Origin of the sequence: Leeuwenhoekiella polynyae (assembly GCF_004104075.1) — a bacterium.
Lineage (GTDB): Bacteria > Bacteroidota > Bacteroidia > Flavobacteriales > Flavobacteriaceae > Leeuwenhoekiella > Leeuwenhoekiella polynyae.
The window spans coordinates 63,126-88,083 of the sequence record NZ_QOVK01000009.1 but is presented as its reverse complement, the minus strand read 5'-3'; the positions used below and the strand labels follow the sequence as shown (position 1 = coordinate 88,083).

At 39.9% G+C, this 24,958-nt stretch carries 15 protein-coding genes; 12 read left to right on the top strand and 3 right to left on the bottom strand.

Features of this window, described 5'->3' with window-relative positions:
• The first annotated feature begins 5 nt into the window (after positions 1–5).
• The 3 genes from DSM02_RS11450 to DSM02_RS11440 all read left to right on the top strand — a co-directional run bounded on the left by DSM02_RS11450 (position 6) and on the right by DSM02_RS11440 (position 3,915).
• Positions 6–1,556: a RagB/SusD family nutrient uptake outer membrane protein gene (locus DSM02_RS11450; RefSeq protein ID WP_128765760.1), complete on the top strand. Its 1,551-nt coding sequence runs from the start codon at positions 6–8 to the stop codon at positions 1,554–1,556.
• A 9-nt stretch (positions 1,557–1,565) separates the two neighbouring features.
• A complete protein-coding gene (locus DSM02_RS11445; protein WP_128765759.1) occupies positions 1,566–2,624 on the top strand; it encodes an IPT/TIG domain-containing protein in 1,059 nt (352 codons plus the stop codon).
• Positions 2,625–2,709: 85 nt separating this feature from the next.
• Positions 2,710–3,915, top strand: a complete 1,206-nt coding sequence (locus DSM02_RS11440) for a glycoside hydrolase family 27 protein (RefSeq protein WP_128765758.1) — start codon at positions 2,710–2,712, stop codon at positions 3,913–3,915.
• 75 nt (positions 3,916–3,990) lie between these two features.
• On the opposite strand, the gene DSM02_RS11435 is transcribed toward DSM02_RS11440, so the two are convergent.
• Positions 3,991–5,328, bottom strand: a complete 1,338-nt coding sequence (locus DSM02_RS11435; protein WP_128765757.1) for an AGE family epimerase/isomerase — start codon at positions 5,326–5,328, stop codon at positions 3,991–3,993.
• 137 nt (positions 5,329–5,465) lie between these two features.
• Between DSM02_RS11435 and DSM02_RS11430 the strand changes: the two genes are divergently transcribed.
• Genes DSM02_RS11430 through DSM02_RS11420 form a run of 3 tightly spaced genes read left to right on the top strand, consistent with a single transcriptional unit; the run spans position 5,466 to position 10,877 of the window.
• Positions 5,466–7,961: a glycoside hydrolase family 9 protein gene (locus tag DSM02_RS11430; RefSeq protein WP_128765756.1), complete on the top strand. Its 2,496-nt coding sequence runs from the start codon at positions 5,466–5,468 to the stop codon at positions 7,959–7,961.
• Positions 7,958–8,935 (top strand): glycosyl hydrolase, encoded by a 978-nt coding sequence (locus DSM02_RS11425; protein WP_128765755.1) that lies wholly within the window; start codon positions 7,958–7,960, stop codon positions 8,933–8,935. The genes DSM02_RS11430 and DSM02_RS11425 overlap by 4 nt, the downstream gene beginning before the upstream one ends.
• Positions 8,919–10,877: a hypothetical protein gene (locus tag DSM02_RS11420; RefSeq protein ID WP_128765754.1), complete on the top strand. Its 1,959-nt coding sequence runs from the start codon at positions 8,919–8,921 to the stop codon at positions 10,875–10,877. Before DSM02_RS11425 ends, DSM02_RS11420 begins: the two co-directional genes overlap by 17 nt.
• Positions 10,878–10,882: 5 nt before the next feature.
• On the opposite strand, the gene DSM02_RS11415 is transcribed toward DSM02_RS11420, so the two are convergent.
• Complete coding sequence (locus DSM02_RS11415) at positions 10,883–12,097, bottom strand: site-specific integrase (protein ID WP_128765753.1); 1,215 nt, start codon at positions 12,095–12,097, stop codon at positions 10,883–10,885.
• Positions 12,098–12,589: 492 nt separating this feature from the next.
• On the bottom strand, positions 12,590–13,327 hold the full coding sequence (locus tag DSM02_RS11410; protein WP_128765752.1) for a hypothetical protein: 738 nt from the start codon (positions 13,325–13,327) through the stop codon (positions 12,590–12,592).
• A gap of 504 nt (positions 13,328–13,831) precedes the next feature.
• On the opposite strand from DSM02_RS11410, the gene DSM02_RS11405 reads away from it, so the two are divergent.
• The 6 genes from DSM02_RS11405 (at position 13,832) to DSM02_RS11380 (ending at position 24,957) form a co-directional block, all read left to right on the top strand.
• Positions 13,832–15,514 carry a DUF6377 domain-containing protein gene (locus DSM02_RS11405; RefSeq protein WP_128765751.1) on the top strand — a complete coding sequence of 561 codons (1,683 nt, stop codon included), beginning with the start codon at positions 13,832–13,834 and terminating at the stop codon, positions 15,512–15,514.
• 311 nt (positions 15,515–15,825) lie between these two features.
• Complete coding sequence (locus tag DSM02_RS11400) at positions 15,826–18,768, top strand: SusC/RagA family TonB-linked outer membrane protein (protein ID WP_240674037.1); 2,943 nt, start codon at positions 15,826–15,828, stop codon at positions 18,766–18,768.
• A gap of 11 nt (positions 18,769–18,779) precedes the next feature.
• On the top strand, positions 18,780–20,399 hold the full coding sequence (locus DSM02_RS11395; RefSeq protein ID WP_128765750.1) for a RagB/SusD family nutrient uptake outer membrane protein: 1,620 nt from the start codon (positions 18,780–18,782) through the stop codon (positions 20,397–20,399).
• Positions 20,400–20,413: 14 nt separating this feature from the next.
• Positions 20,414–21,556, top strand: a complete 1,143-nt coding sequence (locus DSM02_RS11390; protein WP_128765749.1) for a SusE domain-containing protein — start codon at positions 20,414–20,416, stop codon at positions 21,554–21,556.
• Positions 21,557–21,600: 44 nt separating this feature from the next.
• The gene (locus DSM02_RS11385; protein ID WP_128765748.1) at positions 21,601–23,043 is read left to right on the top strand and encodes an alpha-amylase; all 1,443 of its coding nucleotides are present in this window, start codon (positions 21,601–21,603) and stop codon (positions 23,041–23,043) included.
• 66 nt (positions 23,044–23,109) lie between these two features.
• Complete coding sequence (locus DSM02_RS11380; protein WP_128765747.1) at positions 23,110–24,957, top strand: glycoside hydrolase family 13 protein; 1,848 nt, start codon at positions 23,110–23,112, stop codon at positions 24,955–24,957.
• The last annotated feature ends 1 nt before the right edge of the window (position 24,958 follow it).

The window sequence follows — 24,958 nt, the reverse complement described above, 5'->3', positions numbered from 1 at the left end:
TTACGATGAAATATATAAAGTATAACAAACTGTTTTTACTGTTTTTGGTGTTTTTTTCGCTGGTATCTTGTGACGATGAATTTTTAGAAAGACCACCAGAAGACGGTATTGCATTAGATAATTTTTATTCTAGTGAAGAAGAACTAGTAGCTAATACAAATAGCCTTTATGGAGCAGTATGGTTTAATTTCAATACTAAGGCATTTTGGTCAATTACAGAGTTGAGCGGTGGTAACGCACGTACTTTCTCTGGGGACGTAGTAAACTTTTTCAACTTCTCAATAACAGGCGATAACACTGTGTTAGCCGATGGTTGGGGTTCTTTATGGGGTGTGATTGCTCAATCAAATGCAATAATAAATTTTACTGAAAGTAGAGTAAGCCCATCGGTTTCTCAGGAAGCAGTAAACAATACAATAGGCGAAGCACATTTTATGAGAGCGGTTGCTTATTTTTATTTGGTTAGGATTTGGGGATCAGTGCCCATAATTGAAAATAATCTAGATTATGTCTACGATCCTCAGATCTCTAAAAACCGAATAGAAGATATCTATGAATTAATAGAGCGTGATCTTCAGTTTGCAATTGATAATTGCTATCCAAAGGTGCGCGGTGGTAATTATTTAGCAAATGCCCACGTCTCAAGTGGTTCTGCTAAAGCATTAAAGGCAAAAGTTCACCTTTATCAAGAGGAATACGATCTAGCACGACAACTAAGTCAGGAAGTGATTTCGAGCGAAGAATTTCAATTACTTGATGATTACAATAATCTATTTTTAACAGAGTTCAACAATAATGAAGAATCTATTGCAGCTATGCAGTGGACATCTCAGGGTTATGGTGTTGGTAATGCAATGCAGGCTTCTTTTGCTATAAGCAGCGCCATAACTGGTACTGGTGATGGGTATGGTGTGATAGGGCCAACAATTGATTTGCAGGAAGCTTATGAAGATGGTGATGAACGTAGAAAGGCAACTATAATGCTTGCCGGAGATTTCTATCCCAACATCAGGGCAGCTGATGGGGGCTACACAGTACCAGATGATATAAATGCTCAGAACACAAAAGCAGGGATTAAAAAATATGTCGTTGGTACACCAGCAGATAATAATGGTAATTCTGCAATGCAGGCCGCATCTAACAATACCTATATAATGCGGTATGCCGATGTATTATTAATTAATGCCGAAGCTATTTTGGCAGGTGCTGCTTCAACAAGTGATGCTCAGGCGCTTGAATCTTTTAATAGTGTGCGTTTACGGGCAGGTCTGGGCAGTCTGCCTTCAATTACACTTGATGATATTTTACAAGAACGTAGAATTGAATTTGCTATAGAGGGGGATTATTGGTTTGATTTGGGACGAATCGACCGTCAAACAGCCATTAATATTATAAGCAACCAGGAAAGAGGAACTTATAGTAATGAAGAACCACCTGAAATATTTACAGAGATGTATACTCCAGAAGTAGACGATTTCTTGTTGCCCTATCCTGCAACAGACGTGGCTTTAAATCCAAGACTACTTGAAGAACCAGTTCCTTATGAGTTTAATTAAAAAACAGTGATGATGAAGAAAATTAAATTTTTTAAACAGCAAATCAGTAGCGGCGGTATTCTATTACTAGCCCTAATGTTAAGCCTGGAGTTAACCTCTTGTCAACCCGATGATACGGGTGGTGTAGAAGCAACCGGCCCACCAAGTATAACAAGTGTGGCCCTTACAGCAAGAGACTCTACCACTACAGTAGGACTTCGTCAAAATTCCTATACCATTTATGGAGAAAACTTAGCCACGACTCAAGAGGTATATTTTAATGACACGGAAGCCTATTTTAACCCGACATTGGTTACAAATAATGTTATTATTACAAGTATCCCTGAAGATGCACCCTACTTTGACGCTAGCGATGAGTTGCGTGTAGTTACATCAGAAGGTGTTGCGACAACTTTTTTTATGATCGAGCAACCAGCTCCTAGAATTACTTCATTTACGCCATTGGCAGCAAGTGCCGGGGATATTGTTACTATTCAAGGTGAGATTTTTGAAGGTCTTGTATCCGTGCGATTTGGAGATGTTGAGGCTGAAATAATTTCATCTACCACCACGGAAATACAGGTTGCAGTACCTGAAGGAATTGTACAGGCCTTTTTGTTTGTGGAAACAGCAGGGGGCATATCCCAGAGTACGCAATCCTTCGGATTTAAATTTGTGGTTTATGATGATGCATTAGCCCAAAGCTGGTGGATTGGGGGTTGGTCTGGTTCAGAAGATTTTGAAAGTACTGAGCGCGTAAAACGTGGCGATTTCTCAATCAAGAGAACTTATGAGGGGGGTTACTCAGGTTTTCAAATTGGCAATGGTGGTGCCACCATTGATCTTGCCGACAAACAAGCCGTTAAAGTATCAATATATGGAGGAGAAGGAATCAACAATCTAAAACTCGTATTAAACGGAAATTATGACGCAGGTGCAGTAATAACTATCAATCAGGGAGAGTGGAACGATTTTACAATACCATTGTCACAATTGGGCTCTCCAGCTACACTTAACGAGATTGTCATTCAGGAGTTTAGTGGTGCTGCCCCGTCAGTAATTTATATAGATGATCTGGGATTGATTTAGATTTAGACTTTTATCCACTAATTTTGTTCAAATTATTCCCTGTTTAAACAATTTAAGCAGGGAATATTATTTTAATTTTTAAACTATGAAAAACCTTTTTTTTATTTTTTTCATCACGATGTTGAATTTTAAAAGCTATGCTCAGAAGTTTGATAATATTGCCGAAACGCCACCTATGGGGTGGAATAGCTGGAATAAATTTGCCTGTAATATCAATGAACAAGTTATCAGAAATGCTGCTGATGCCATGGTCTCCAGCGGTATGAAGGATGCTGGCTATGAGTATATTGTAATAGATGACTGCTGGCACGGTGAGCGGGATGCTGATGGTTTTATTCATGCAGATAAGGAAAAATTTCCTTCCGGTATGAAAGCTCTGGCAGACTATATACATAGCAAAGGCCTTAAGTTTGGGATATACTCAGACGCAGGTACTGAGACCTGTGGCGGTGAGCCTGGAAGCCGTGGTCACGAATATCAAGATGCCATTAAATATGCATCCTGGGGCGTCGATTATTTAAAGTACGATTGGTGTAATACAGGAAAGCAAAATGCCGAAGCTTCTTACACAACAATGAGAAATGCTCTTTATAGCGCTGGTCGCCCAATTTTGTTTGCAATTTGCGAATGGGGTGATAATAAGCCTTGGGAATGGGCCCAAGATATTGGCCATATGTGGAGAACAACTGGGGATATTTATGCTTGCTGGGATTGTGAAGAAGATCACGGCGACTGGTCATCTTGGGGCGTGCTTAAAATTTTAGATATGCAGGATGGCCTTAGAAAATATGCCGGTCCCGGGCACTGGAACGATCCTGATATGATGGAAGTGGGAAATGGGATGTCTGTTGCTGAAGATCGCGCTCATTTTGCTATGTGGTGTATGCTCTCGGCTCCTTTAATAGCAGGAAATGATTTAGCAGATATGAGCGCAGAAACAGTAGCTATCCTTACTAATAAAGATATGATCGCTATCAATCAGGATTCTTTAGGAATCCAAGGCTTCAAATACAGCAGTAAAGAAGGACTTGAAACGTGGTTTAAGCCTCTTAAAAACGGAGACTGGGCTGTAACGTTCTTAAACCGGGCAGATCGTGAACATCAAGTAAATTTCAACTGGGAAGATCATCAAATAAAAGATCCTGATTTTGAATATACTGTTGATTTTAAAAATACCCTTTTTTCTTTAAAAGATGTATGGGCGCAGAAAGACCTAAAAACAACAAAGAGTTCCTTTAATGCAGTAGTTGCACCACACGATGTGATCACACTGCAGTTGACTAAAAAATAGAGTAAACATATTTCAAAAAAACAGGGTAAATACATCAATGTATTTGCCCTGTTTTTTTGAAAATACTTTTATTGCTTATTTTTCTAAGTTTTTTAAGCAGTTGATAAGTGCTCTAAAGTTGTGATAATTAGCTTTCCAAATATGGCCTTTTAGATCGTCTTTCGTTTCAGGTTTATTGTCTTGGCCCCATTCATACCAACCTCCAAAGCGATCATCCATGAAAAATGTGTTCACATACTCCCATAATTGATTGAAGTAAATCCCGTAGTGGTGGCTGTCATTTGGAAAATAGTGTTGCATAATAAGGAGTGTATTTAATCCTTCAGCTTGTGACCACCAGTTTTTATCTGAATTCACGATGGTTAACGACTTCTCTTCCCCAAAATAATACCCACCGTCATAAAAGCCTCCAAATTCGGGGTCCCAACCATTTTCAAGAGCATGGTCTACCATCATTTTTCCTTTTAATAACGTTTTTTCGATATCCTTACGCTCCAGTATTTCAGAAGCTTCTAGCATTAGGTACGCGGTTTCTACATCGTGACCAAACGAAACATGATCTAGATAATAATGTTTTTTTATAATCTTTTTTGTTTCCTCATTAAAAGATACAGGAGTCCAGTCTGCCTCAAAGAAGAGATTCATATAATTTCTTTCACTCACGATAGTATCTCGTATAAGCAATAAGAGTTCTTTCAGTCTTTCGGCAACTAGTTTGTCTGGCCATACTTTATATAATTCTGTAAAAGCTTCCAGCAAATGTATAGAGCTGTTTTGATCTTTATAACCCACATCTGAAGTAGAGTCAAAACTTGAGTCTCTTAAAATTGGAGAACCATCTAAGTTTAAAGATTGAAAATAGCCTTTATTTTTTGGGTCATGACTGTGCTCTTCAAGCCAGTAAAAGGTTTTTTTTGCAAGATCAAGCGCTTCTTTATTCCCAGAAACCCTGTAGTATGCCGCAAGGCCATAAATAGCAAAGGAGTTTCCATAAGCGGTTTTTTCTTCTCCTTTTTTAGCGATAGGTTTTCCTTCTTTGGTAACCAGGTTATGAAACCCACCATATTTAGCATCCCACACGACATCTCTCAAAAATTCGAATCCGTGTGCCGCATAATTTAGGTTGTTCTGCTTATCAGGAAAAAATTCAGCTGCGACCGAATTGGTCCAGATATGCCTTGCTTGCGTTACGATCATCTTATCGTGTTTTTCCCCTATTTGAAAATCATAGGTAATCTCGCTGTAATATCCCCCGTCTTCCTTGTCTATCACAAGCGGGTACCATTTATCGAGTAGGTTTTCTTTGGCATCAACCTTCATTTGAGAAATGATCGCCTCGTTAGCTACTTTTTCCTGAGCAAAAGCGGTAAAAGTAGTTAGACAAAAGAGACTAAAAAAGTGTAGTATTTTCATAACATAATTAATTTCAGTTTAAATATAAAGCAATGTGCACTAGCGCAAACTGTTCTGAAAATATCCTATAGGAAATCGATAAAAAAGTATTAAGTAAGGCATACATTAGAGACCTATTTTTAAATTTTCGATGATTTATGACACGTATTTTTATTTTTTTCTTATTTTTTTTCGGATTAGCTCAAGTTAGTGCGCAACAATTGGCTGACTCTTCTACTGTTTTTAGAATTAACAAACAGGAATATCTTGAGCGACAAGGTGCTAATGTGATGCTGGCGCACGATTTTTATCCGGAAAGCCATCAGGGCGGAGTAGGTGTCATTCAGAACGGCATACGCGTCGCCACGAATGGTGATCTTAGACTAGAATCAACTCCCGGTCAATGGCAACCGGTTCCCAAAGTAGGAGAGCGACAGGTAGACAGACAAAAACAGGAAATAAGCGTTCACATGAGCTACCCCGACGCTTCGAAAGACCGCAAAGGATTTAACCCTATTATTTACCCAGGTCTGGAGATGGAATATAAACTGAAGGTCAATCCGCAAGGGAAATCTTTTAAAATAACGGTAGATCTTGATAAACCTTTACCGGAAGAATGGATAGGAAAAGTAGGAATGAATATTGAATTTTTCCCCGGAATTCTTTTTGGAAAATCCTATTACATGGATGAAAAGTTTGGTCTTTTTAATAGGCAAGCTAATGGCCCCGGCACCTATGCTGAAGAAGGAGAATATCGCCTGCAGTCCATAGCTCAAGGAAAACATCTGGTAATTGCTCCGGGTACTCCGGCACAAACTATTCATATTGAAAATTTAAATTCTCAGGCGGAACTGCAATTATTAGATGGGCGTGCCAGTCACAGCAATGGTTGGTTTATTGTTAGATCGCTTGTTCCCGCCGGAAAAACAAAAAATGCTATAGAATGGCTAATCACGCCTAATACGCTGAAAGATTTTTTATACGACCCGGTAGTACAAATTTCTCAGGTGGGCTACCATCCGACACAAGAAAAAATAGCCGTAATAGAAACTGATCCCAATGACACCAAAAAACAGGATGCAAAACTGCTACGCATCAATAACGAAGGCGGATATACAGAAGTGGTTTCTAAGAAACCAGAACTTTGGGGGAATTTTCTCCGGTATACCTATTATCAACTAGACTTTAGTGCGATTACAAAACCCGGTATGTATGTGGTTCAATATGGTGACTATACTACCGAAGCTTTTCAGATAACCCAAGAGGTATATCAAAGAGACGTCTGGCAACCCACACTAGAATACTTTTTACCGGTTCAAATGTGCCATATGCGCGTGAACGATCGTTATAAAGTCTGGCACGGACTCTGTCATATGGACGATGCGCGTATGGCTCCTATAGACTACAATCATTTTGACGGGTATATACAGGGGTCTACAACACTTACAGAATATAAATCAGGAGAACACGTCCCTGAATTAAATAAGGGCGGCTGGCATGATGCAGGAGATTTTGATCTTCGGGTTGAATCTCAGGCAGCTACAGTACAAGGGTTGGCGCATATTTATGAAAATTTCAACATAAACTACGACAATACAAGTATTGATCAAAGTACACGCGTGGTTGAAATCCTTCAGCCAGATGGTAAACCAGATATCTTACAGCAAATTGAGCATGGCGTACTTTCTATAGTGGGAGGGTATACCGCTATGGGTCGTTTTTACCGCGGAATAATAGTTCCTACTAAAAGGCAATATACCTTATTGGGAGATCCTGTAAACCATAGCGATAATATTATTTTTTCCAACACTCAAGCAGATCAGAATATCCCTATAGGTTTAGCCGGTGCACCTGATGACCGCTGGGTTTTTACAGAAGAAAACCCTGCCAGAGAACTTTCTACTGCCGCTGCCTTGGCTGCAGCAGCACGGGTTTTAAAAAGCTACAATCCAGACCTGGCTGCGCAATGCCTGTCTATTGCAAAAGCCATTTGGGACTCGCACAGTGAGGAAGCTTTTATCCCTAAACTAGAACTGGCAGTAGAACTGTTAAGGTCTACTCAAAATAAAGAATACGCACAATTCCTGATAAAAAATACAGAAGGTATTATTTCTAATATAGAAAACACCGGGTGGATAGTAGGGCCGGCATTACCCTTAATTCAAGAACCTGCTTTCAAGAAGCGATTGAACACCGCTGTAAAGGCTTATTATCAACAAGTAGTAGACTTAGGTAAAAAAACACCTTATGGAATGCCTTATGAACCAGACATCTGGGGTGCTGGCTGGGGCATTCAGAATTTTGGAATGAAACAATATTATTTTCACACCAGTTATCCCGAAATTTTTCCGAAAGACTATTTGCTTAACGCTCTTAATTTTGTGTTAGGTGCTCATCCCGGCGTAAATACCTCTTCTTTTGCCTCAGGGGTAGGTGCACGATCTTTGACTCAAGCTTATGGGATGAATCGAGGGGAGTTTTCGTTTATACCCGGAGGTATTGGTTCGGGAACCGCTTTAATAAGACCCGATTTTCCCGAACTACTGGAGTGGCCTTTCCTTTGGCAGCAAACCGAATATGTGTTGGGAGGAGGAACCACAGATTATATCTTTCTGGTTCTTGCGGCAGATCAGCTTTTAAATGAGCAGCAATGAGAAAAATAATCTGTTTAATAAGTGTAGTGCTTTCTACTCTAGGTTTGGCTCAAACACCGGTAAATGCGTATGCAACTCCGGAAGCAAAGCAGATATTAGCCTATATAGCTTCTTTAGGTGACAATATTTTATCTGGTCAGCACAGTTACAACGAAGAGCCTGAAAAGTTTTATAAACTGGCTTATGAAATCACTGGGAACTATCCCGCGGTCTGGGGAACAGATTTTTATTGGAATAGTCAAAAGGATCCTGGAGAGCGAATTGTGAAGAATGCTATTCAAAAACATGAAGAGGGAGCACTGGTAACGTTGATGTGGCATGTAGGAAGACCTACAGATAAACCACCCTATAGCTGGAGTGAAAGTGTACAGAATGAATTTAGTGATGAAAATTGGGAACAAGTACTTACTCCCAATACCGCTCTTCATTTGAGATGGCTCAAGCAAGTTGATCATGTGGCTTCATATCTTAAAAAATTGGAAGAATCAGGAGTGCCGGTCTTGTGGAGGCCTTATCATGAGATGAATGGGGTTTGGTTTTGGTGGGGAAATAATCCGGAGGCCTATAAAAAGCTTTGGAAAATACTCTACAACCGCTTAGCGGAGTACCATCAATTAAATAACTTGATTTGGGTATGGAATGCAAATGCGCCGCGTGATATCCCCTTTGATGAGGCTTTTGCTTATGAGGACTTTTACCCGGGAGCTGAATATGTAGATATACTCGCTACAGATGTGTATCATTATGACTATGAGCAGCGCGATTATGAAGCACTTTTAAAGCTTGCCGCCGGTAAGCCTATAGCGCTCGGGGAAGTGGGAGAATTACCCAAACCTAATATTCTTCAAAAACAACCTAAATGGTCTTGGTTTATGGTGTGGTCTAATTGGCTCGAGACTGCAAATACGGTCAATCGCGTGAAAGAAATCTATAATTATTCAAAAACGATAACAAAAGATGAAATTAAAAAATAAGGTATTGCTAACACTGTTAGTGGCTTCAAGTTTTTTTCAAAAAATAACTGCTCAGACCGAATTTGAAACCTGGGGTAACCTTACCGGCATTCGCACAGAGCAAGGCCTGCATGATTTTAATACCAGCCTCGTACTAGTAAATGAACAAGGATATAAATGGGTCACACGAAAAGAAGGACAGAAAACCGATTTTAAGAGAGATAACGAGACCAGGACATTCAGTTATGAAATGAAAAACATCAGTTGGACTCAAACGCTTAAACCATTAACTACTAATTCCATTCGTGTTAAAATTAATTTTAGCGCTCCAAAAGATACTCTGATTCAGGGTGCTTATTTTAGAATTAAATTGCCGAAAGATTTTACAAAAGACACTAATTTTAAAATCACCAATCCAGAATCTATAACTGCTCAGGCGATAAGGGCTGCGTTTGATAATGCATCTTATAAGGCGCCAGTAAAAGCAGTGAATATGCTCACCAAAAAACGCGGCATTCAAGTCACAGCTCAAGAGCAAACCGAATTGATTATTACTACGAGTAAAGATTCTTTAAATCCTGACTTTGAGTTGAATTTTGCCATAGCTATGGGTAATCTTGAAGCGGGTAAGACCTATTCAAACACATTTGATATAGAAGTTAGCGGAGAAACTGATAACTCACCTGTAACTTTAAAGCTCTTTCCGGAACAAGAAGGAAATCCTTTTGACGGGATAGGTGGAAATTTCCGTTTACAAAACCCTAATACAGACCCACAGGTTATAGATTATGCTTTAGATAACTTGCGTGTCGCCTGGAGCCGGGTAGAATTACCTTGGAAACAATGGCATCCTGATCTTGATAAAAACCCGATGATTGAGGCTAAAAAAGGGAACTTACATCCCAAAGTAAAAGCCTCTTTAGAAATGGCAAGGCGTTTAAATGAACAAGGTATTCCGGTAATCCTGGCAGCCTGGTTTGCTCCTAATTGGACAATTATTGGGGAACGGGCTGAAGGAGTTAATCTTGACGGCAGCCGCGGCAATCAATTAGATCAATCTAAAAAAGAAGAAATTTATAGATCAATAATATCCTACCTCGTATTTTTAAAAGAGGAGTATGGAGTAGAAGCCGTGTTGTTTTCATTTAATGAATCTGACTTGGGAATCGATGTGAGGCAAACCCCAGAAGAGCATGATCAATTGATACGCGAACTTGGTAGTCTCTTTAAAAGCAATGGATTAGATACTAAGTTACTACTTGGTGACACAGCCGATGCAAATGGTTGGGATTTCACAACTAGAGCATCTTTAAACCCAGAATCAATACCATATATTGGCGGAGTATCATTTCATTCATGGCGAGGTTGGTCTCAAAAAAATCTTTTAGAATGGTATGATATCGCAAATCGTGTTGGCCAACCTCTATTTGTTGGTGAAGGCAGCATCGATGCTGGTGCCTGGAGATATCCCCAAATTTTTGAAGAACCCTCCTATGCACTTGAAGAAATACGGATTTATCTTAAGATTTTGAAGTTTGCTCAACCTCTAACTATTCTTCAATGGCAGTTAACTTCAGACTATTCCGTGCTTTCCGGTGGTGGTATATACGGAAACGACAATAAACTTAAACCAACCCAACGTTTTTTCAATCTCAAACAATTAGGCAAAACACCTTCTGGTTTGAGAAGTATACCAGTCACATCAAATCATAAAAGTGTTACGGCTGCCGCATTGGGATGTAAAGAATATGGAAAATATGTTTTACATCTGGTTAATAAAGGCGGTAAAAGACCAATTGAAGTTACTGGAATCCCTTCAAGTATATCAGCTTTTAATGTGTATGTAACAGATGAAAATAATTCTTTCAAAAGAATTAAAAAGGTCCAGGTAAGTAACGGTAAAATAAATCTATTCGCCGAGGGAGGATCTTTCATTTCACTATTCTCTGTTGACTTGAAGTAAATTATTTAAAAGTCAACAACACTTTCAAGAGCCTCATCTGCATCCTTGTGAATAAAATTAGATTGATAATTTATGGTGGTTGTTAATGAAGAATGGCGATATAACTTTTGTAACATTTGAATAGGAATTTTGTCTTCAGATATGTGTCCAAAGCTATGACGTGCAATATGCATAGTGACTTTCTTTTTAATCTTAGATTTTTCAGCAACTTGTTTTAAATGAAAATTAATATTCTTGGTTGCGGTTTTGGTCTTAGCATATACATCTTCTGGTCTACTGTAATCAGCCAGTTTCAACTCCGGGAATATAAAATCATCCATCTGCCTCTGAAATGGTTTGTAGTATTTGAGGATAGTATTTGCTTTTTTAGGCAATTTTAGAGATAAAACCTTAGAATTTTTATTCATTGTATAGTGAAGTCTATCATCAAAAATGTCACTCCATCTAATCTTCAGTAAATCTGCAATTCTAATTCCGGCAAAGTAGAAGCTAAAAAGCCAGACATTTTGAGCATGCTTTTCCTCTTTTGTCAGATTCTTTGCAGTTTCAAATGCCTTGATTTCATTAATCGATAAACCAATTTTTTGAGCTTCTGGAATTTTTATTCTAATTTTATCAGCTCCAAAAGGATAAAGTTTACGGTCTATAATGCCAATTTTTATTGCTCTGTTGTAGATTGTTCTAATAACAATTAGATTATTAACTATGGATCTTTCAGAGAGGCTCAATTTACTCTTGAGATAAACTTTAAAATTTCTTAAAAATAATTCATTTATTTCCTCAAAAGTTAGCTGTTTAGATTTGTGAAAATTTATCACGTGATTTACGCGCACTCTGTCTGCCGATAATTGAGCCATTTTTTTATTTAGCTCTAATTCCTTTAAGAATTCTTGAGCAAGTTCGTAAAATGTCTTTGACTTTACGTTGGTGTAAATTGCTTTTTTTATTTGATTTACAGATAAATCTAGATTATTAGACTGAAGCTGCAACAAATTTTTATTAGCCTCCTTTAACCTTGTGTAAATAAGGTAGTTTAAATGTGAAAAGTTAGGATTTGACTTCTTGACTTTTAAGTTTTTTTCATCCCAATCTTTTAATTGAATATAGTGCCCAATATAATGATAAGTTGATCTTCTGTTTTTAGTGATTCGTACTGCTATGGGGTATAGTCCACTTTTGTTGGGCTTCTTACGAAGAACTATTTTTGTGTTTGAGGTCATATCATCTGTGATTTACAATAAAGTTAAACTAAAATGGTACAACATAGGTACAACAAATCTTGCTTTTTAATGATGTTTAATAAAATTAAAATTTATTAAACAACTGTAAATCAATAGTATGTAGTGTATATTGATGTGCGATGACCATATATAACTTGGATTCAAAACCCAGTTCTTACGAGTGCGGGTTCGATTCCCGCCCGGGGTACCAGAAGGGTTTAAGCGAAAGCTTAAACCCTTTTTTATTTAAAAATTTCAACATCAATAAGCGGGGGGGTAAGTGTAATTGGTTTTTAGTAAATAGGATTTTAAAACATTATTTTTAGAAGGATTTCTTCACATCAAGCAAATCAACTTTAGGAGATTCAAGAGCTCCCTGAGCTCATAATCAAGTGAGTAAAGAACCGTATATGGAATCGAAATCTCTAAAAAACTATTATGGAAGGTTAACACCTTTTAAAAGCAATAACTCAACTCATTAGGTTTTGTAGACTAAGTCCTAAAAACCTTCAACACCTGCGTGGGATTAAACGCTTTCGAATTCATACATAATTTCCCCAAACGAATGTCTGCCGTATAGTACAACACCCCGGCCGTTACCAAAATCAGGGCTTCGGGAGGCAGTCCCGTTGCGGTAAAACGAGTTGCAGGGATGCTTTGCGTCTTGTGCGGAATGGGAATACTAAAGAGTTCGTACCGCAACACCTGGTAAGTCTTCGAGTCGTAGACGCTCATCCAGTAACCCAGTTCGGCTTCACCGGCTTTTGACGGCCAGTAGAGGTGGTTGTCGGCCTTAAATTCGGGTACGGTAATTTCCAGAGTTTCCGCTTCAAGGCTCAGCTGCAGGTCGGGTATCTGCACGTACTGCGGATACTGATTTTTCAGGTCGGCTTCCACGCCTTCCAGTACGGTGGGTTCCCCCTGCCAGAAATCCAAACTGCCTTGAGGGAGGGTGTCGTTCATTTTCATCCCCTGATACACCGCTGTGCGAAAGCGGTTAAAAAACTGGGAGTCGTACATGCTGCTGAGAAAAGGACGTAAGCCCCTTATGATACTGCTGGTAGTTTGGGAGGCGCGTCCAAAATCGGTAGCGGTCTGTTTGGCGCGCCCTTCTCGGGCTTTCCCGGCAGTATCGGGCCGCGACTGAACGATGGTTTTCCCCTTCACATTTCTAAATACAAGATTGCCGATGTTGCCTTTAAGGCCGCTTTTGTTGTCTAATTGTGCCATAGTAGGTAGGTGTTAAGTTATACATGATACAAGAATGCTACCTTATTTTAACCAGTCTTTCACACTAAAACTGTGGTAAAGTGTGGTTGGAGTGTGGTTGCACTGTGGTAGCAGTGTGGTAGCACCCTGCACAAGAGTAAGTTATGAAATAAAGCAATACGCCACCAGTGCATACGTAACATTTGGGTAAAAAAAGCATTCCTAAACCCTTGATAATGATCCTTATGGATTAAGCCTATGCCTGATCCGATTCAACGGATAAGGGAGTGAATGGGGTTCTCAAGCTTAAAAAGTCAGGTTTAAGGGGGCTAAAGATTCACGAGCAAACAGTATTGCAGCCCATGTACCTTAGGGTACAGCATAGGAAAAGAGTCGTTAGATACTAAAAACACATTGCATGCTTTGCCGGATTGTTTGCAGGTCGTAAAGCCTCCACTGGTGTAACTGAATTTTTAGCATGCTTTTTTGCTATCTTGTTTTCTATTTCAAGGAGATGCCTTTTATATGATTTGTTATAACAAACTGGTTTTACCGCTGGCAGTGCTGCTGCTGTTTTTTCAGTCTTGGATGAGTTATGGACAACAAGAAGCTAATTTTAAAGAGCTTTTGGAAACCATCAAAAAGTCTGCAGCCTATGATGCTATTAAAGTAGAGCGAATAGACTCGTTGTACCAGTTGCTTCGATTACAACAAGAAGGTGATTTAAAATCGAGATTTGCTTTAAATCGTTCCCTTTTTTTTGAATATCGAATCTTTAAGCAAGATTCTGCTTTTAAATACGGAATACAATCTAAAAATCTAGCTGAAGAATTAGGCGATCAGCGGCTTATTGCAGAGACCACCCTTGATCTGGCTAATGTGTGTGTGTCGGCAGGAATGTTTAGCGAGGCTCTGGCTTATTTAAACGGTACCGATCCAGACCATATTCCCGAAGATATACGGTTCTCACTGTATGGGTTATTAGGGCGTTGCTACAGCGATATGGCAGATTACAGCACGATAACCTACTTCTCTGAACGCTACCGAAAACAAGCGCAGGAGTACCATCAAAAGTCCTTAGAGCTGGCGACACCAAACACATGGGATTATATTATGCTTAGAGGCTACTTGAACTATAAGTATGGTAATCTGGACAAAGCTTTAGTTGATCTTAAACCTTCACTAGATATGCGGCAAGACCTGAGGTCTCAGGCTGTGGTGAATTCGGTTTTAGGAGATATTTACATTCAATTGGGAGATCGCGAGAAAGCTATTAGGCACCTATCCCAATCTTCTATAGCAGATATTAAATCTTCTGCTAAAGAGAATCTTTCTATGATTCAACTGGCAGAGTTTCTGTTTCAGAGTGGCGATGTCAAACTCGCTTCTATTTTTATTAAAAAAGCGAATGAGGATGCCGAAGCCTACGGTGCACAGCAACGCAAAATACGAGTGGGCGCAATTTTACCACTGATTGAAGAACAAATAATCAATCAAGTTGAAAAACAACGCGAACGCTTATCACAACAAAACATTATGTTGAGTGTGCTACTAGTTGTTTTATTGATGCTTGCTATAATAACCTATATTCAATTACGCAGATTGAAACGTGCCAGACAAGCGCTTTTAGTAGCGCATAAAGATCTTCAGGTCAAAAATGAACGTATTGTGGAGGTCAACGAGACCATTAATTCTAAAAATGAAGAACTCAACAGCTTGAATGATTTGCTGCTGGAGGCTAATAAGATTAAAGAAGATTACATCGGTTTCTTTTTTACGCAGGATGCAGATATTTTTGAAAAGTTTAAAGAGTTTAAAACACGCATAGATCACAACCTCAAAACCGATAATCTAGACGGTATAAAATACCTTTCTAAGAGCTATGATCTTAAGAAAGAAAAGAAAAAGCTCTTACAGAGTTTTGATGAAGCTTTTATCAAATTATTCCCTGATTTTATCGTTGAATTTAATTCGCTTTTAAAAGAAGAGGAACAAATAGCAATCAAAGACGGACAGGTATTAAATAAAGAACTTCGCATCTTTGCTTTAATTCGTCTCGGAATTAAACATAATGAAATTATAGCACAGGTTTTGGGCTATTCTGTCAATTCTATTTACGCTTATAAGACAAAAATTAGGAATAAATCATTCTTAGATAAGAAAGATTTTGACCAAATGCTTCTCGAAAGAACCCGTCTCAAGCTCTAAAAAGGGACAAATTGTAGCGTAATTTTCTATATGAAAAAAGCAACTTAAAATATTCAAATAGTTGATTTTCAAAATATTGAACTATTTATTTTGTCTTTATTTTCTATATGAAATTTTCAAAGCGTTGTAAGCACTCGTAATTTCTTCAATTTTGTGATGTATGTGGATTATTATCCAATTCAGATACAATTTTAACCTGATAATCCTTTTAAACACCTCTTGTATTTGCAAAAAACTACGCGCTTTTTCTTCATGTTACGAAAACGTTTGCAAGGTTCAATTGGGTTAAAAAACAATTTTAAATCTAATAAATGAACGAGAAATTTATGCGAGAATTATTTAAAAGCTTCCGGCTCTTAGTGTTCATGCTGCCTGTAAGTATTTTTGCCCAGGATGTGGTGAACGGGGTAGTGACAGAAAGCGCTTCCGGGATGCCCATACCGGGAGCAAACATTATTGTTAAAGGATCCAGCAAGGGTTCTACAACAGATTTTGATGGTAAGTATACCCTTAACAATGTTGAGGAGGGAGATGTTTTGCTGTTTTCTTTTCTTGGTTTTAAAGAAGTCGAGATTGCTTACGCAGGTCAGCCTACGATAGATGTGGCATTAGAAGAAAGCCAGACCAGTCTGGATGCAGTCGTGGTAATCGGTTACGGTACGGTAACTAAAAAAGATGCTACAGGTGCGGTTAACCAGGTTTCTACCGAGGATTTTAATAAAGGTCAGGTCAACACGGCTTCGCAGTTGATTACCGGTAAAATTGCCGGGGTTACCGTAACTTCAGGTGGAGGTGCGCCCGGTGAAGGTCAGAATATTAACATACGCGGTATTGGTTCTATTTCCTTGAATAGTTCGCCCTTGTATGTAGTAGATGGTATTCCGTTAGATAATACGAATGTAGGTGGTTCCAGAAACCCGTTAGACTTTATCAACCCTGCAGATATTGAAACGATGACCGTTTTAAAAGATGCTTCTTCTACAGCGATTTACGGTTCTAGGGCCGCAAACGGTGTCATTCTGATTACAACCAAGAAGGGAAAAGGAAACGAATTTAAATTCAACTATTCAGGTGCTACAACAACGTATCGTCCTACGAATTATGTAGACGTGATGAGCGGGGATGAATTCAGATCTTTAGTGACACGTGTAGGTTCTGATGCGGCGATTTCTCGTTTAGGAACTGCATCTACAGACTGGCAACAATTGATTTATAGAGAAGCTTTAGGTTCTGAACACAATTTAAGTGCTACCGGAAACATTGGCGGTTTTATGCCGGTAAGAGCTTCGGTAGGTCATACGGATCAGGATGGTGTTTTAAGAGGTGATAATTTTTCCAGAACTACCGGTTCTGTAAGTTTAAGACCTACGTTTATGGACGGTCATCTTAAAGTAGAAATCAACGGTAGAGGGATGTATACCGAAAATACATTTGCTAACCGCGATGCTATTGGTTCTTCAGTTGATTTTGATCCTACTAAGCGTGTTTACACGGATGACTCACCGTTTGCTAACTATAATGGTTGGTACATCTACAGCGCAGATGCAGATCGATTCATTCAAAACAGCCTTTCACCCACAAATCCTATTGCGCTACTTAACGAGAAAGAGGATTCCGCAGAGATTAGAAGATTTATTGGTAATGCAAAAGTAGATTACAAACTGCATTTCTTTCCAGATCTAACCGCTACGGTAAATGTAGGGATGGACAAAACGAACAGTCACGGTAGAACAATTGTTTCTGATCAAATGCCCTCTGCGCAATTAGACTGGAACGGTTCGTATTCTAATTACATCAACCAGGCTACCAATAAGCTTTTTGATGCTTATTTGACGTATGATAAAGACTTCGGAAAAAGCTCTTTAAATGCTGTTGCGGGGTATTCGTATCAAAGTTTTGAGTATGATAATTACAGTTTTGACAGCGAGGCACAAGAAGAAGGAAACGACGCAGAATTTATTGATAAATGGCGCAGTATCTTACTTTCTTACTTTGGTAGAGTCAATTACAATTATGACGACCGCTATTTGTTAACCGCTACCATGAGAGCTGATGCTTCTTCAAAATTAAACCCGGATGATCGCTGGGGGTATTTTCCATCTTTTGCGGTTGCATGGAATATCAATAACGAAGATTTCTTCAATTCTGAAACCATCAATCAGCTTAAGTTGCGTGTGGGGTATGGTGAGATTGCAAACGTAAACGGTCTGGGGGATTATTTATTCTTGACCAACTATACCGGTAGTCGTTCGAATGCAAACTATCAGTTTGGAGATACCTATTACCAGACCTATCGCCCGGATGCGTATAATGAAGACTTACGCTGGGAAGTGGGAAAAACGTTTAATGCAGGTATTGACTATGCTTTGTTCAATAGCAGAGTTACCGGTTCTATAAATGCCTATTTAAAGAAAACAGAAGATTTGATCAGCTTTGTAACGGTTGACCCGTTTACCAATTTCTCTAACAAGATCAATAAGAATATTGGTGATATGGAGAACAAAGGGATTGAATTTGAATTGAACGTAACACCTGTTCAGACTGAAAACTTCACATGGAGAATAGGGTATAACGTAGCATACAATGACAATACCATTACAAACTTGCCCGATCAGGTAGAAGTGGGAGGTATTACGGGTGGTACGGGTAACACGGTACAACTCCATAAAGAAGGGTATTCCCCTTTTAGCTACTGGGTGTATAAGCAGATTTATGATGAGTCCGGCCGCCCTATTGAAGGAGCCTTTGTAGATCGCAACGGCGATGACCAGATCAACGATGACGACCGTTATCTGTATAAGAGTCCGTTTGCAGATGTGACTATGGGGCTTAACACGAACTTAAATTATAAGAATTGGGATCTGGCAATCGTATCTCGAGCGAGTTTAGGCAACTATGCGTACAACAACATGGCCTCCAGTAGGTCTTACGAAGTGCGTGCTACCGAAAATAGTATTTTGACTAACCTCCACAGGGATTATTTCAATACCGGTTTTAAGTCTATAACAGAAACCAGTCTGCAAAGTGATTACTACATTCAGGATGCTTCCTTCTTCAGGCTAGATAACATCACGTTGGGATACACCTTTGCTGAGGTATTTAAAGATTCAGATCTGAGACTTTACGGTTCTGCACAAAACGTGTTTACCCTAACAGATTATGAAGGGTTAGACCCGGAGATCAATGGCGGTATAGATAACAATTTTTACCCAAGACCCCGAATTTTCACTTTTGGCGTAAATCTAAACTTCTAAAAAAAATGAACATGAATTACATAAAAAAATTACTTTTTGTCATTCCAACACTTATTATAGTGTCGTGTCATGACGATTTGGATCAGACACCTATAGATCCGGACAGTTTTACGGAAACCAATGTTTTTGCGAATGCTGACGAAGCTAAAGGAGCTTTGGCAAAACTCTATGCGAGTCTTGCTTTAACCGGTCAGCAGGGGCCTTCGGGACAACCGGATATCACTGGAATTGATGAAGGTACTTCACAATACTCCCGTTTGCTTTTTAGCTTAAATGAACTCACAACAGACCATGCGGTAATAGGCTGGGGGGATCCGGGATTGCCTAATCTACACGCGATGAACTGGGGTGCGGGTAATGACTTTACTACAGGTATGTATTACCGCCTGGCTCAGGAAGTGTCTTTTACCAATTCGTTTATAGAAAACGCAGCTTTGCTTAATGAAAATGCTGAGGTTGAAGCATACATTGCAGAAGCTCGTTTTTTACGTGCCTTTACGTATTATAATTTATTAGATCTATTCGGCGCCGTACCCTTGGTTACTGTGGTTTCTACAGAGTTGCCGGAGCAAAGCACCAGAGCTGAGATTTTTAGTTTTGTAGAGTCTGAATTGTTAGCGATTCAAGACTTGCTTAAAGATAGCGGGGCTAATGAGTATGGTCGTGTTGACCGGGTTGCGGCCTGGGCTTTGCTTTCTAAGTTGTATTTGAATGCTGAAGTATTCACGGGTGAAGATCGGTATACGGATGCGATTGCGTTTTCAAACCTTGCGATCAATGCTTCGTACAGCATCAACACGAATGATGCTAACGGAAACGGGTCTGCTTATGATGAACTGTTCTTAGCCGATAACAACAGTAACGGCGCACAAAACGAATTCATCTTTGCACTCAATTTTGACGGAAACAATTCCAGAACCTATGGGGGAACGACCTTTTTGGTTCACGCTGCAATAGGCGGTTCTATGGATGCCTTTAACTTTGGTGTAAACGGAGGTTGGAGTGGTTTACGCACCACCAAAGCTTTGGTGAATAAGTTTGATTATGCTGTTAGTAATACAGATGCAGACGGTAATCCTATTGAATGGGAAGATAGCAGAGCGCTATTCTATACAGACGGGCAAAGCTTGGAGATCAATACCATTGCGAACACCTTTACCGATGGTTATGCGGTTACCAAATTTAAGAATGTGGATGCTACCGGTGCCGCCGGTGTAGATGAAGGGGGTGACTTTGTAGATACCGACTTACCGGTTATCAGACTTGCCGAAATTTACTTAAACTACGCCGAGGCTGTTTTAAGAGGAGGATCCGGTGGGGATCTCAATACAGCTACCGGCTACATCAATGTGTTAAGAGCACGTGCATTTGGCTCTACTGCTGGTAATATTTCTTCTGGAGATTTAGATCTTGATTTCATTTTAGATGAACGTGCACGCGAATTGTATTGGGAAGGACAACGCAGAACAGATTTGATTCGCTTCAACGATTATACAACCGGGAGTTACCTGTGGCCTTTTAAAGGCGGTTCAAAATCAGGAACTGCTGTTGATGATTTCAGAAAATTATTCCCATTACCCAGTAACATCATTTTGATTAATCCTAACCTGACTCAAAACACAGGTTATTAATAAATAAGACAACCATGAAAAAAATAACTTTTGTATTTCTGGCGTGTATCGCACTATTCAATTTCACATCGTGTTCAGATGATGATGGTTTTACCTATACCGCTAAGCCAGATCCTGAAGGTATTGCGTTTACCAATTCAACTTTAGAAACGTACAATCTAACAGCTTCCAATGCGTCTAATATTGCAGAACGCTTGGTTTGGAATGCTGCGAACTTCAGTGTGCAAACTCCGGTGAACTATGAGGTTCAAGGGTCTTCTGTTGAGTCTTTTGAGAGTTTTTCTGTAATAGGCGTGGGTACGCAAACCAATCAGGCTGTTACGGTGGCAAATATGTTAGCACTGGCTAGAGAGGCCGGTCTTGATAACGACCCTACTACGGCAGCGCCCAATAACGGAACTGTTTACTTTAGAGTGCGTGCTTATGTAGGTGCCGATGCCGGCAATGTTGTTGAGCAACTTTCTGAGGTGATGGCAGTTTCTGTAACCTTACCCGAAGAGGCAGAAGAAGGGTTAGATCTTCCTAAAATCTTTGTAGTGGGTAACTTCCTGGCATCTGGGGGTTACGGTACAGACTGGACACCGGCTGATGCAGTGCCGCTTGCAGCTGCTGCTGAAGGAAACACAGCTTATGAAGGTTATGTATTTATCAATTCAGAAACTCCGGAATTCAAATTCTTACCTGCCAACACCAGTTTTGATGGGGATTATGGGGATACCGGTGCAGATAACGGTACGTTCTCAGGAACGCTCGTACAGGAAGGTGAAGTAAACGCGGGTACTCCTGACGGAACCGGTGGTTACTATATTGTAAATGTAGATACAGACGCATTGACCTATGATCTTACTAAAACAAGTTGGGGTGTGATCGGTAATGCAACACCTACCGGTTGGGATAGCGATACCGATATGGTGTATGATTCAGCAACAAAAACCTGGAGTGTAACATTAGACCTTACCGAGCAGGAAGCTCCAGATAATGGAATCAAATTTAGAGCGAATGATGCGTGGGATATCAATTTTGGTGATACTGATGCAGATGGTACCTTAGACTTTAATACGAATCAAAATATCGGTATTCCAGAAGATGGGAACTATACGATCACATTAGATCTGAGCAATCCAAGACAATACACCTATTCTATATCTAAAAACTAATTTGTCAAGGCTGCCTGGTGCAGCCTTTTTTAAATAGAATGTATATGAAACAATTTTTTTTTAAAAACCTATTGCTGTATCTTTTTATACTACTCTTGAGTGTAGGATGTGCATCAGATGACAGCGTCGAGGTACCAACGGATGGGGATAGCGGAGTTGTAGATCCTGTTGAATTTACGGCACTTAATCTAGAAGATTATGATAACGGTAGCCGAGTCATGATGCAAGCGTTTTACTGGGATGTTGAGCCTCGTTTTGAATGGTGGAATACCCTTTCCGGTAAAGTTGCAGACTGGAGCGAAGCGGGTATAGACCGTATCTGGTTACCCCCTGCTACAAAAGGACAATCAGGTGGGTATTCTATGGGATACGATGTGTCTGATTATTATGATTTTGGAAATTTTGAGCAGCATGGGACGACTCCAACTCGTTTTGGAACGCGTGCAGATCTGGAGAATTTGATCGCAACCGCTCACGAGAATGATCTGGAAGTGATCGCAGATATTGTATTGAATCACAATTCGGGTGGTGGTCTGGAGTACAATCCGTATCGTGATAAAGATACCTATAGTCTTTTTGATGAAACCCACGGTAATGCTTCGGGAATGTTCAACAGAAACTATGAAGATTTTTATCCCAATAGCGTGAGTAATTACGATCCGGGTAGTTTGTTTTATGCAGAAACCAATTTAGACCACCACAGAGAACGCGTTCAAAACTGGTTGTGGAAACAGGACAATTCCGTAGCAAACTATTACAAAAACGAAATGGGCTTTGACGGCTGGAGGTTTGATTATGTATTGGGTTTTGAATCGTTTGTAATTAAAGACTGGTTGGCAGAAGTGGGTGGTTTTTCAGTAAGTGAATTGTGGGATGGAGATCCAGATCTCATCCGCGAGCACATAGAAGCTACCGGCAGTGGTGCTTTTGACTTTGCCGCATTTTACAGAATGGAACAAGCTTTTGACCGTAACGATGACTTGACGTATTTGACCAGAGATCAGGTATGGCAAACCCATCCGGACAAAGCGGTAACCTTCACAGCTAATCACGATACCGAAAAAGATGGAAACATCGATAACTATATTGAGTCTTCCAATAAATTAAAGGCCTATGCTTTTATCATGACGCATCCCGGTTATCCTACGGTTTTCTACCTGGACTACGAGAATGAAGCGTTTAAGGAGCAGTTGAATAAGTTGATCCTCATTCACAATACGTTGGCTACCGGAGACTTGGAAGTCTTGTACACAGATGAAGATGAGTATATCGCAAAGCGAAAAGGTAATGCAGACAATCCGGGACTTATTGTATACATCACCTCTAACAGCAGTACAAAAAGACGTACAATCGCTACCGGTTGGAATGGAGTACAGTTGATGGATTATTCTGAAAACACGACCTATTCACCCATTACCGACGTAGATGGCGGAGCGCAGTTAGAAGCTCCTGCAAACGGCTATGCCGTTTGGTCTGTGATGCAGTAATCTAAAACAGAACTACCATTGCAGCCTCTTGTTTTAACGACAAAGGCTGCTTTTACAGCAAGAATTATGAGAAGTACATTAAGGCATGTTATCCTGCTGGCATTGAGTTGTCTGTATAGTTATAGCAGTTATGCGCAACTGGAAAAGGTAGAACCACCGTTCTGGTGGGCAGAGATGGAGAAGTCTGAAATACAGGTACTATTCTACGGAACCAATATTGCAGATTTTAGCATTTCGGTGCGAGAAGAAATTCCGGTTACCGGAGTGATTAAAACCGAAAATCCCAATTATATTTTTGTGAGTATTGAAACTCAAGATGTAGCAGCCAGAACGATTCATTTCGATTTTAAGAAAAAAGGAAAGCTGCAATTTACCCGGGAATATGAATTGAAAGAAAGAGCTGAAAATTCTGCAGCTCGGGAAGGGTATACCAGCAGCGATGTGATGTATTTGCTGATGCCAGACCGTTTTGCTAATGGAGATCCTGATAATGATTCTGTAGAAGGTTTAGACGATAAATTAGACCGAAGCAAAAGCGGTGGAAGACACGGTGGCGATATCAAGGGGATTACAGAGCATCTGGATTATTTAGAGGAGTTGGGCGTTACGGCTATCTGGAGCACTCCACTTCTTGAAGATAATGATCCTGCCTATTCGTATCACACCTATGCGCAGAGCGATGTATACACCATAGATCCCCGCTATGGAAGCAATGCAGATTATAAAAATCTGGCTTCAGCATTGCACAAACGCGATATGAAGCTCATTATGGATTATGTGACCAATCACTGGGGAGCACAACACTGGATGATAAAAGATTTACCCAGTTACGATTGGATCAATCAGTTTCCCGGCTATGCACAGTCTAACTATAGAATGGAAACCCAGTTTGATCCACATAAATCGGACAGCGATTTTAAATACTGTGTAGATGGTTGGTTCGTAAAAACCATGCCAGATCTCAATCAGAAAAATCCTTTGGTGCTCAATTATCTCATTCAAAATGCAATTTGGTGGATAGAATACGCAGACCTTGATGGTTTGCGGGTAGATACCTACAGTTATAATGATAAAGAAGGTATTGCAACGTGGACCAAAGCCATTATGGACGAGTTCCCTAACTTCAACATTGTTGGCGAGGTCTGGTTGCACAACCAGGCGCAAATTGCGTACTGGCAAAAAGACAGCAAGATCGGTGCTATACAAAATTACAATACCTATTTGCCTTCCGTAATGGATTTTACGCTGCACAATGCCGTTGAGCACATGTTTGCAGAAGAAGGCGGCTGGGGAAGTGGGATCATGAAGGCTTACGACAATTTCGTTAATGATTTTCTATATCCAAATCCAGATAATCTTTTAGTTTTTTTAGAGAATCACGACACCCGCAGGTTTAACGACATCTACGATCAGGACATCAATACATATAAGTTAGGCCTTAGTCTTATCGCGACCACACGTGGTATTCCACAGTTGTATTACGGTTCAGAACTAGGGATGCGTGGAGACAAGTCTAAAGGAGACGGGGATATCCGCAGAGACTTTCCCGGAGGTTGGGAAGCAGACGAGCAAAATGCTTTTAGCGCTTCCGAAAGAACAAAACAACAACAAGCATTTTTTGACTTTACCAAGAAAATTCTCAACTGGAGAAAAATGTCAAAAGCCGTTCACTCAGGAGAACTCACCCAGTATATTCCGGAGCAGAATGTCTATGTCTATTTCAGAAGTTTAGGCGCAGATCAGGTGATGGTGGTTTTGAATAATAACGAAACCGACCAAACGTTAGACCTCGCGCGTTTTGCAGCAGACCTTAAAACCCCAAGCGGAACAGACATCATCACGTCTCAAACTATTGCGCTGACCGATACACTTACGGTAGCGGCAAAAACCCCAATGATTATTCAATTAAACTAGT

What these genes read in the sequence shown, in the direction of transcription:
- DSM02_RS11435 (WP_128765757.1), bottom strand. Translation starts at nt 5,328, where the DNA reads ATGAAAATACTACACTTTTTTAGTCTCTTTTGTCTAACTACTTTTACC.
- DSM02_RS11425 (WP_128765755.1), top strand. Translation starts at nt 7,958, where the DNA reads ATGAGAAAAATAATCTGTTTAATAAGTGTAGTGCTTTCTACTCTAGGT.
- DSM02_RS11385 (WP_128765748.1), top strand. Translation starts at nt 21,601, where the DNA reads ATGAAACAATTTTTTTTTAAAAACCTATTGCTGTATCTTTTTATACTA.
- DSM02_RS11400 (WP_240674037.1), top strand. Translation starts at nt 15,826, where the DNA reads ATGAACGAGAAATTTATGCGAGAATTATTTAAAAGCTTCCGGCTCTTA.
- DSM02_RS11450 (WP_128765760.1), top strand. Translation starts at nt 6, where the DNA reads ATGAAATATATAAAGTATAACAAACTGTTTTTACTGTTTTTGGTGTTT.
- DSM02_RS11420 (WP_128765754.1), top strand. Translation starts at nt 8,919, where the DNA reads ATGAAATTAAAAAATAAGGTATTGCTAACACTGTTAGTGGCTTCAAGT.
- DSM02_RS11430 (WP_128765756.1), top strand. Translation starts at nt 5,466, where the DNA reads ATGACACGTATTTTTATTTTTTTCTTATTTTTTTTCGGATTAGCTCAA.
- DSM02_RS11410 (WP_128765752.1), bottom strand. Translation starts at nt 13,327, where the DNA reads ATGGCACAATTAGACAACAAAAGCGGCCTTAAAGGCAACATCGGCAAT.
- DSM02_RS11395 (WP_128765750.1), top strand. Translation starts at nt 18,780, where the DNA reads ATGAATTACATAAAAAAATTACTTTTTGTCATTCCAACACTTATTATA.
- DSM02_RS11445 (WP_128765759.1), top strand. Translation starts at nt 1,566, where the DNA reads ATGATGAAGAAAATTAAATTTTTTAAACAGCAAATCAGTAGCGGCGGT.
- DSM02_RS11390 (WP_128765749.1), top strand. Translation starts at nt 20,414, where the DNA reads ATGAAAAAAATAACTTTTGTATTTCTGGCGTGTATCGCACTATTCAAT.
- DSM02_RS11380 (WP_128765747.1), top strand. Translation starts at nt 23,110, where the DNA reads ATGAGAAGTACATTAAGGCATGTTATCCTGCTGGCATTGAGTTGTCTG.
- DSM02_RS11405 (WP_128765751.1), top strand. Translation starts at nt 13,832, where the DNA reads ATGATTTGTTATAACAAACTGGTTTTACCGCTGGCAGTGCTGCTGCTG.
- DSM02_RS11440 (WP_128765758.1), top strand. Translation starts at nt 2,710, where the DNA reads ATGAAAAACCTTTTTTTTATTTTTTTCATCACGATGTTGAATTTTAAA.
- DSM02_RS11415 (WP_128765753.1), bottom strand. Translation starts at nt 12,097, where the DNA reads ATGACCTCAAACACAAAAATAGTTCTTCGTAAGAAGCCCAACAAAAGT.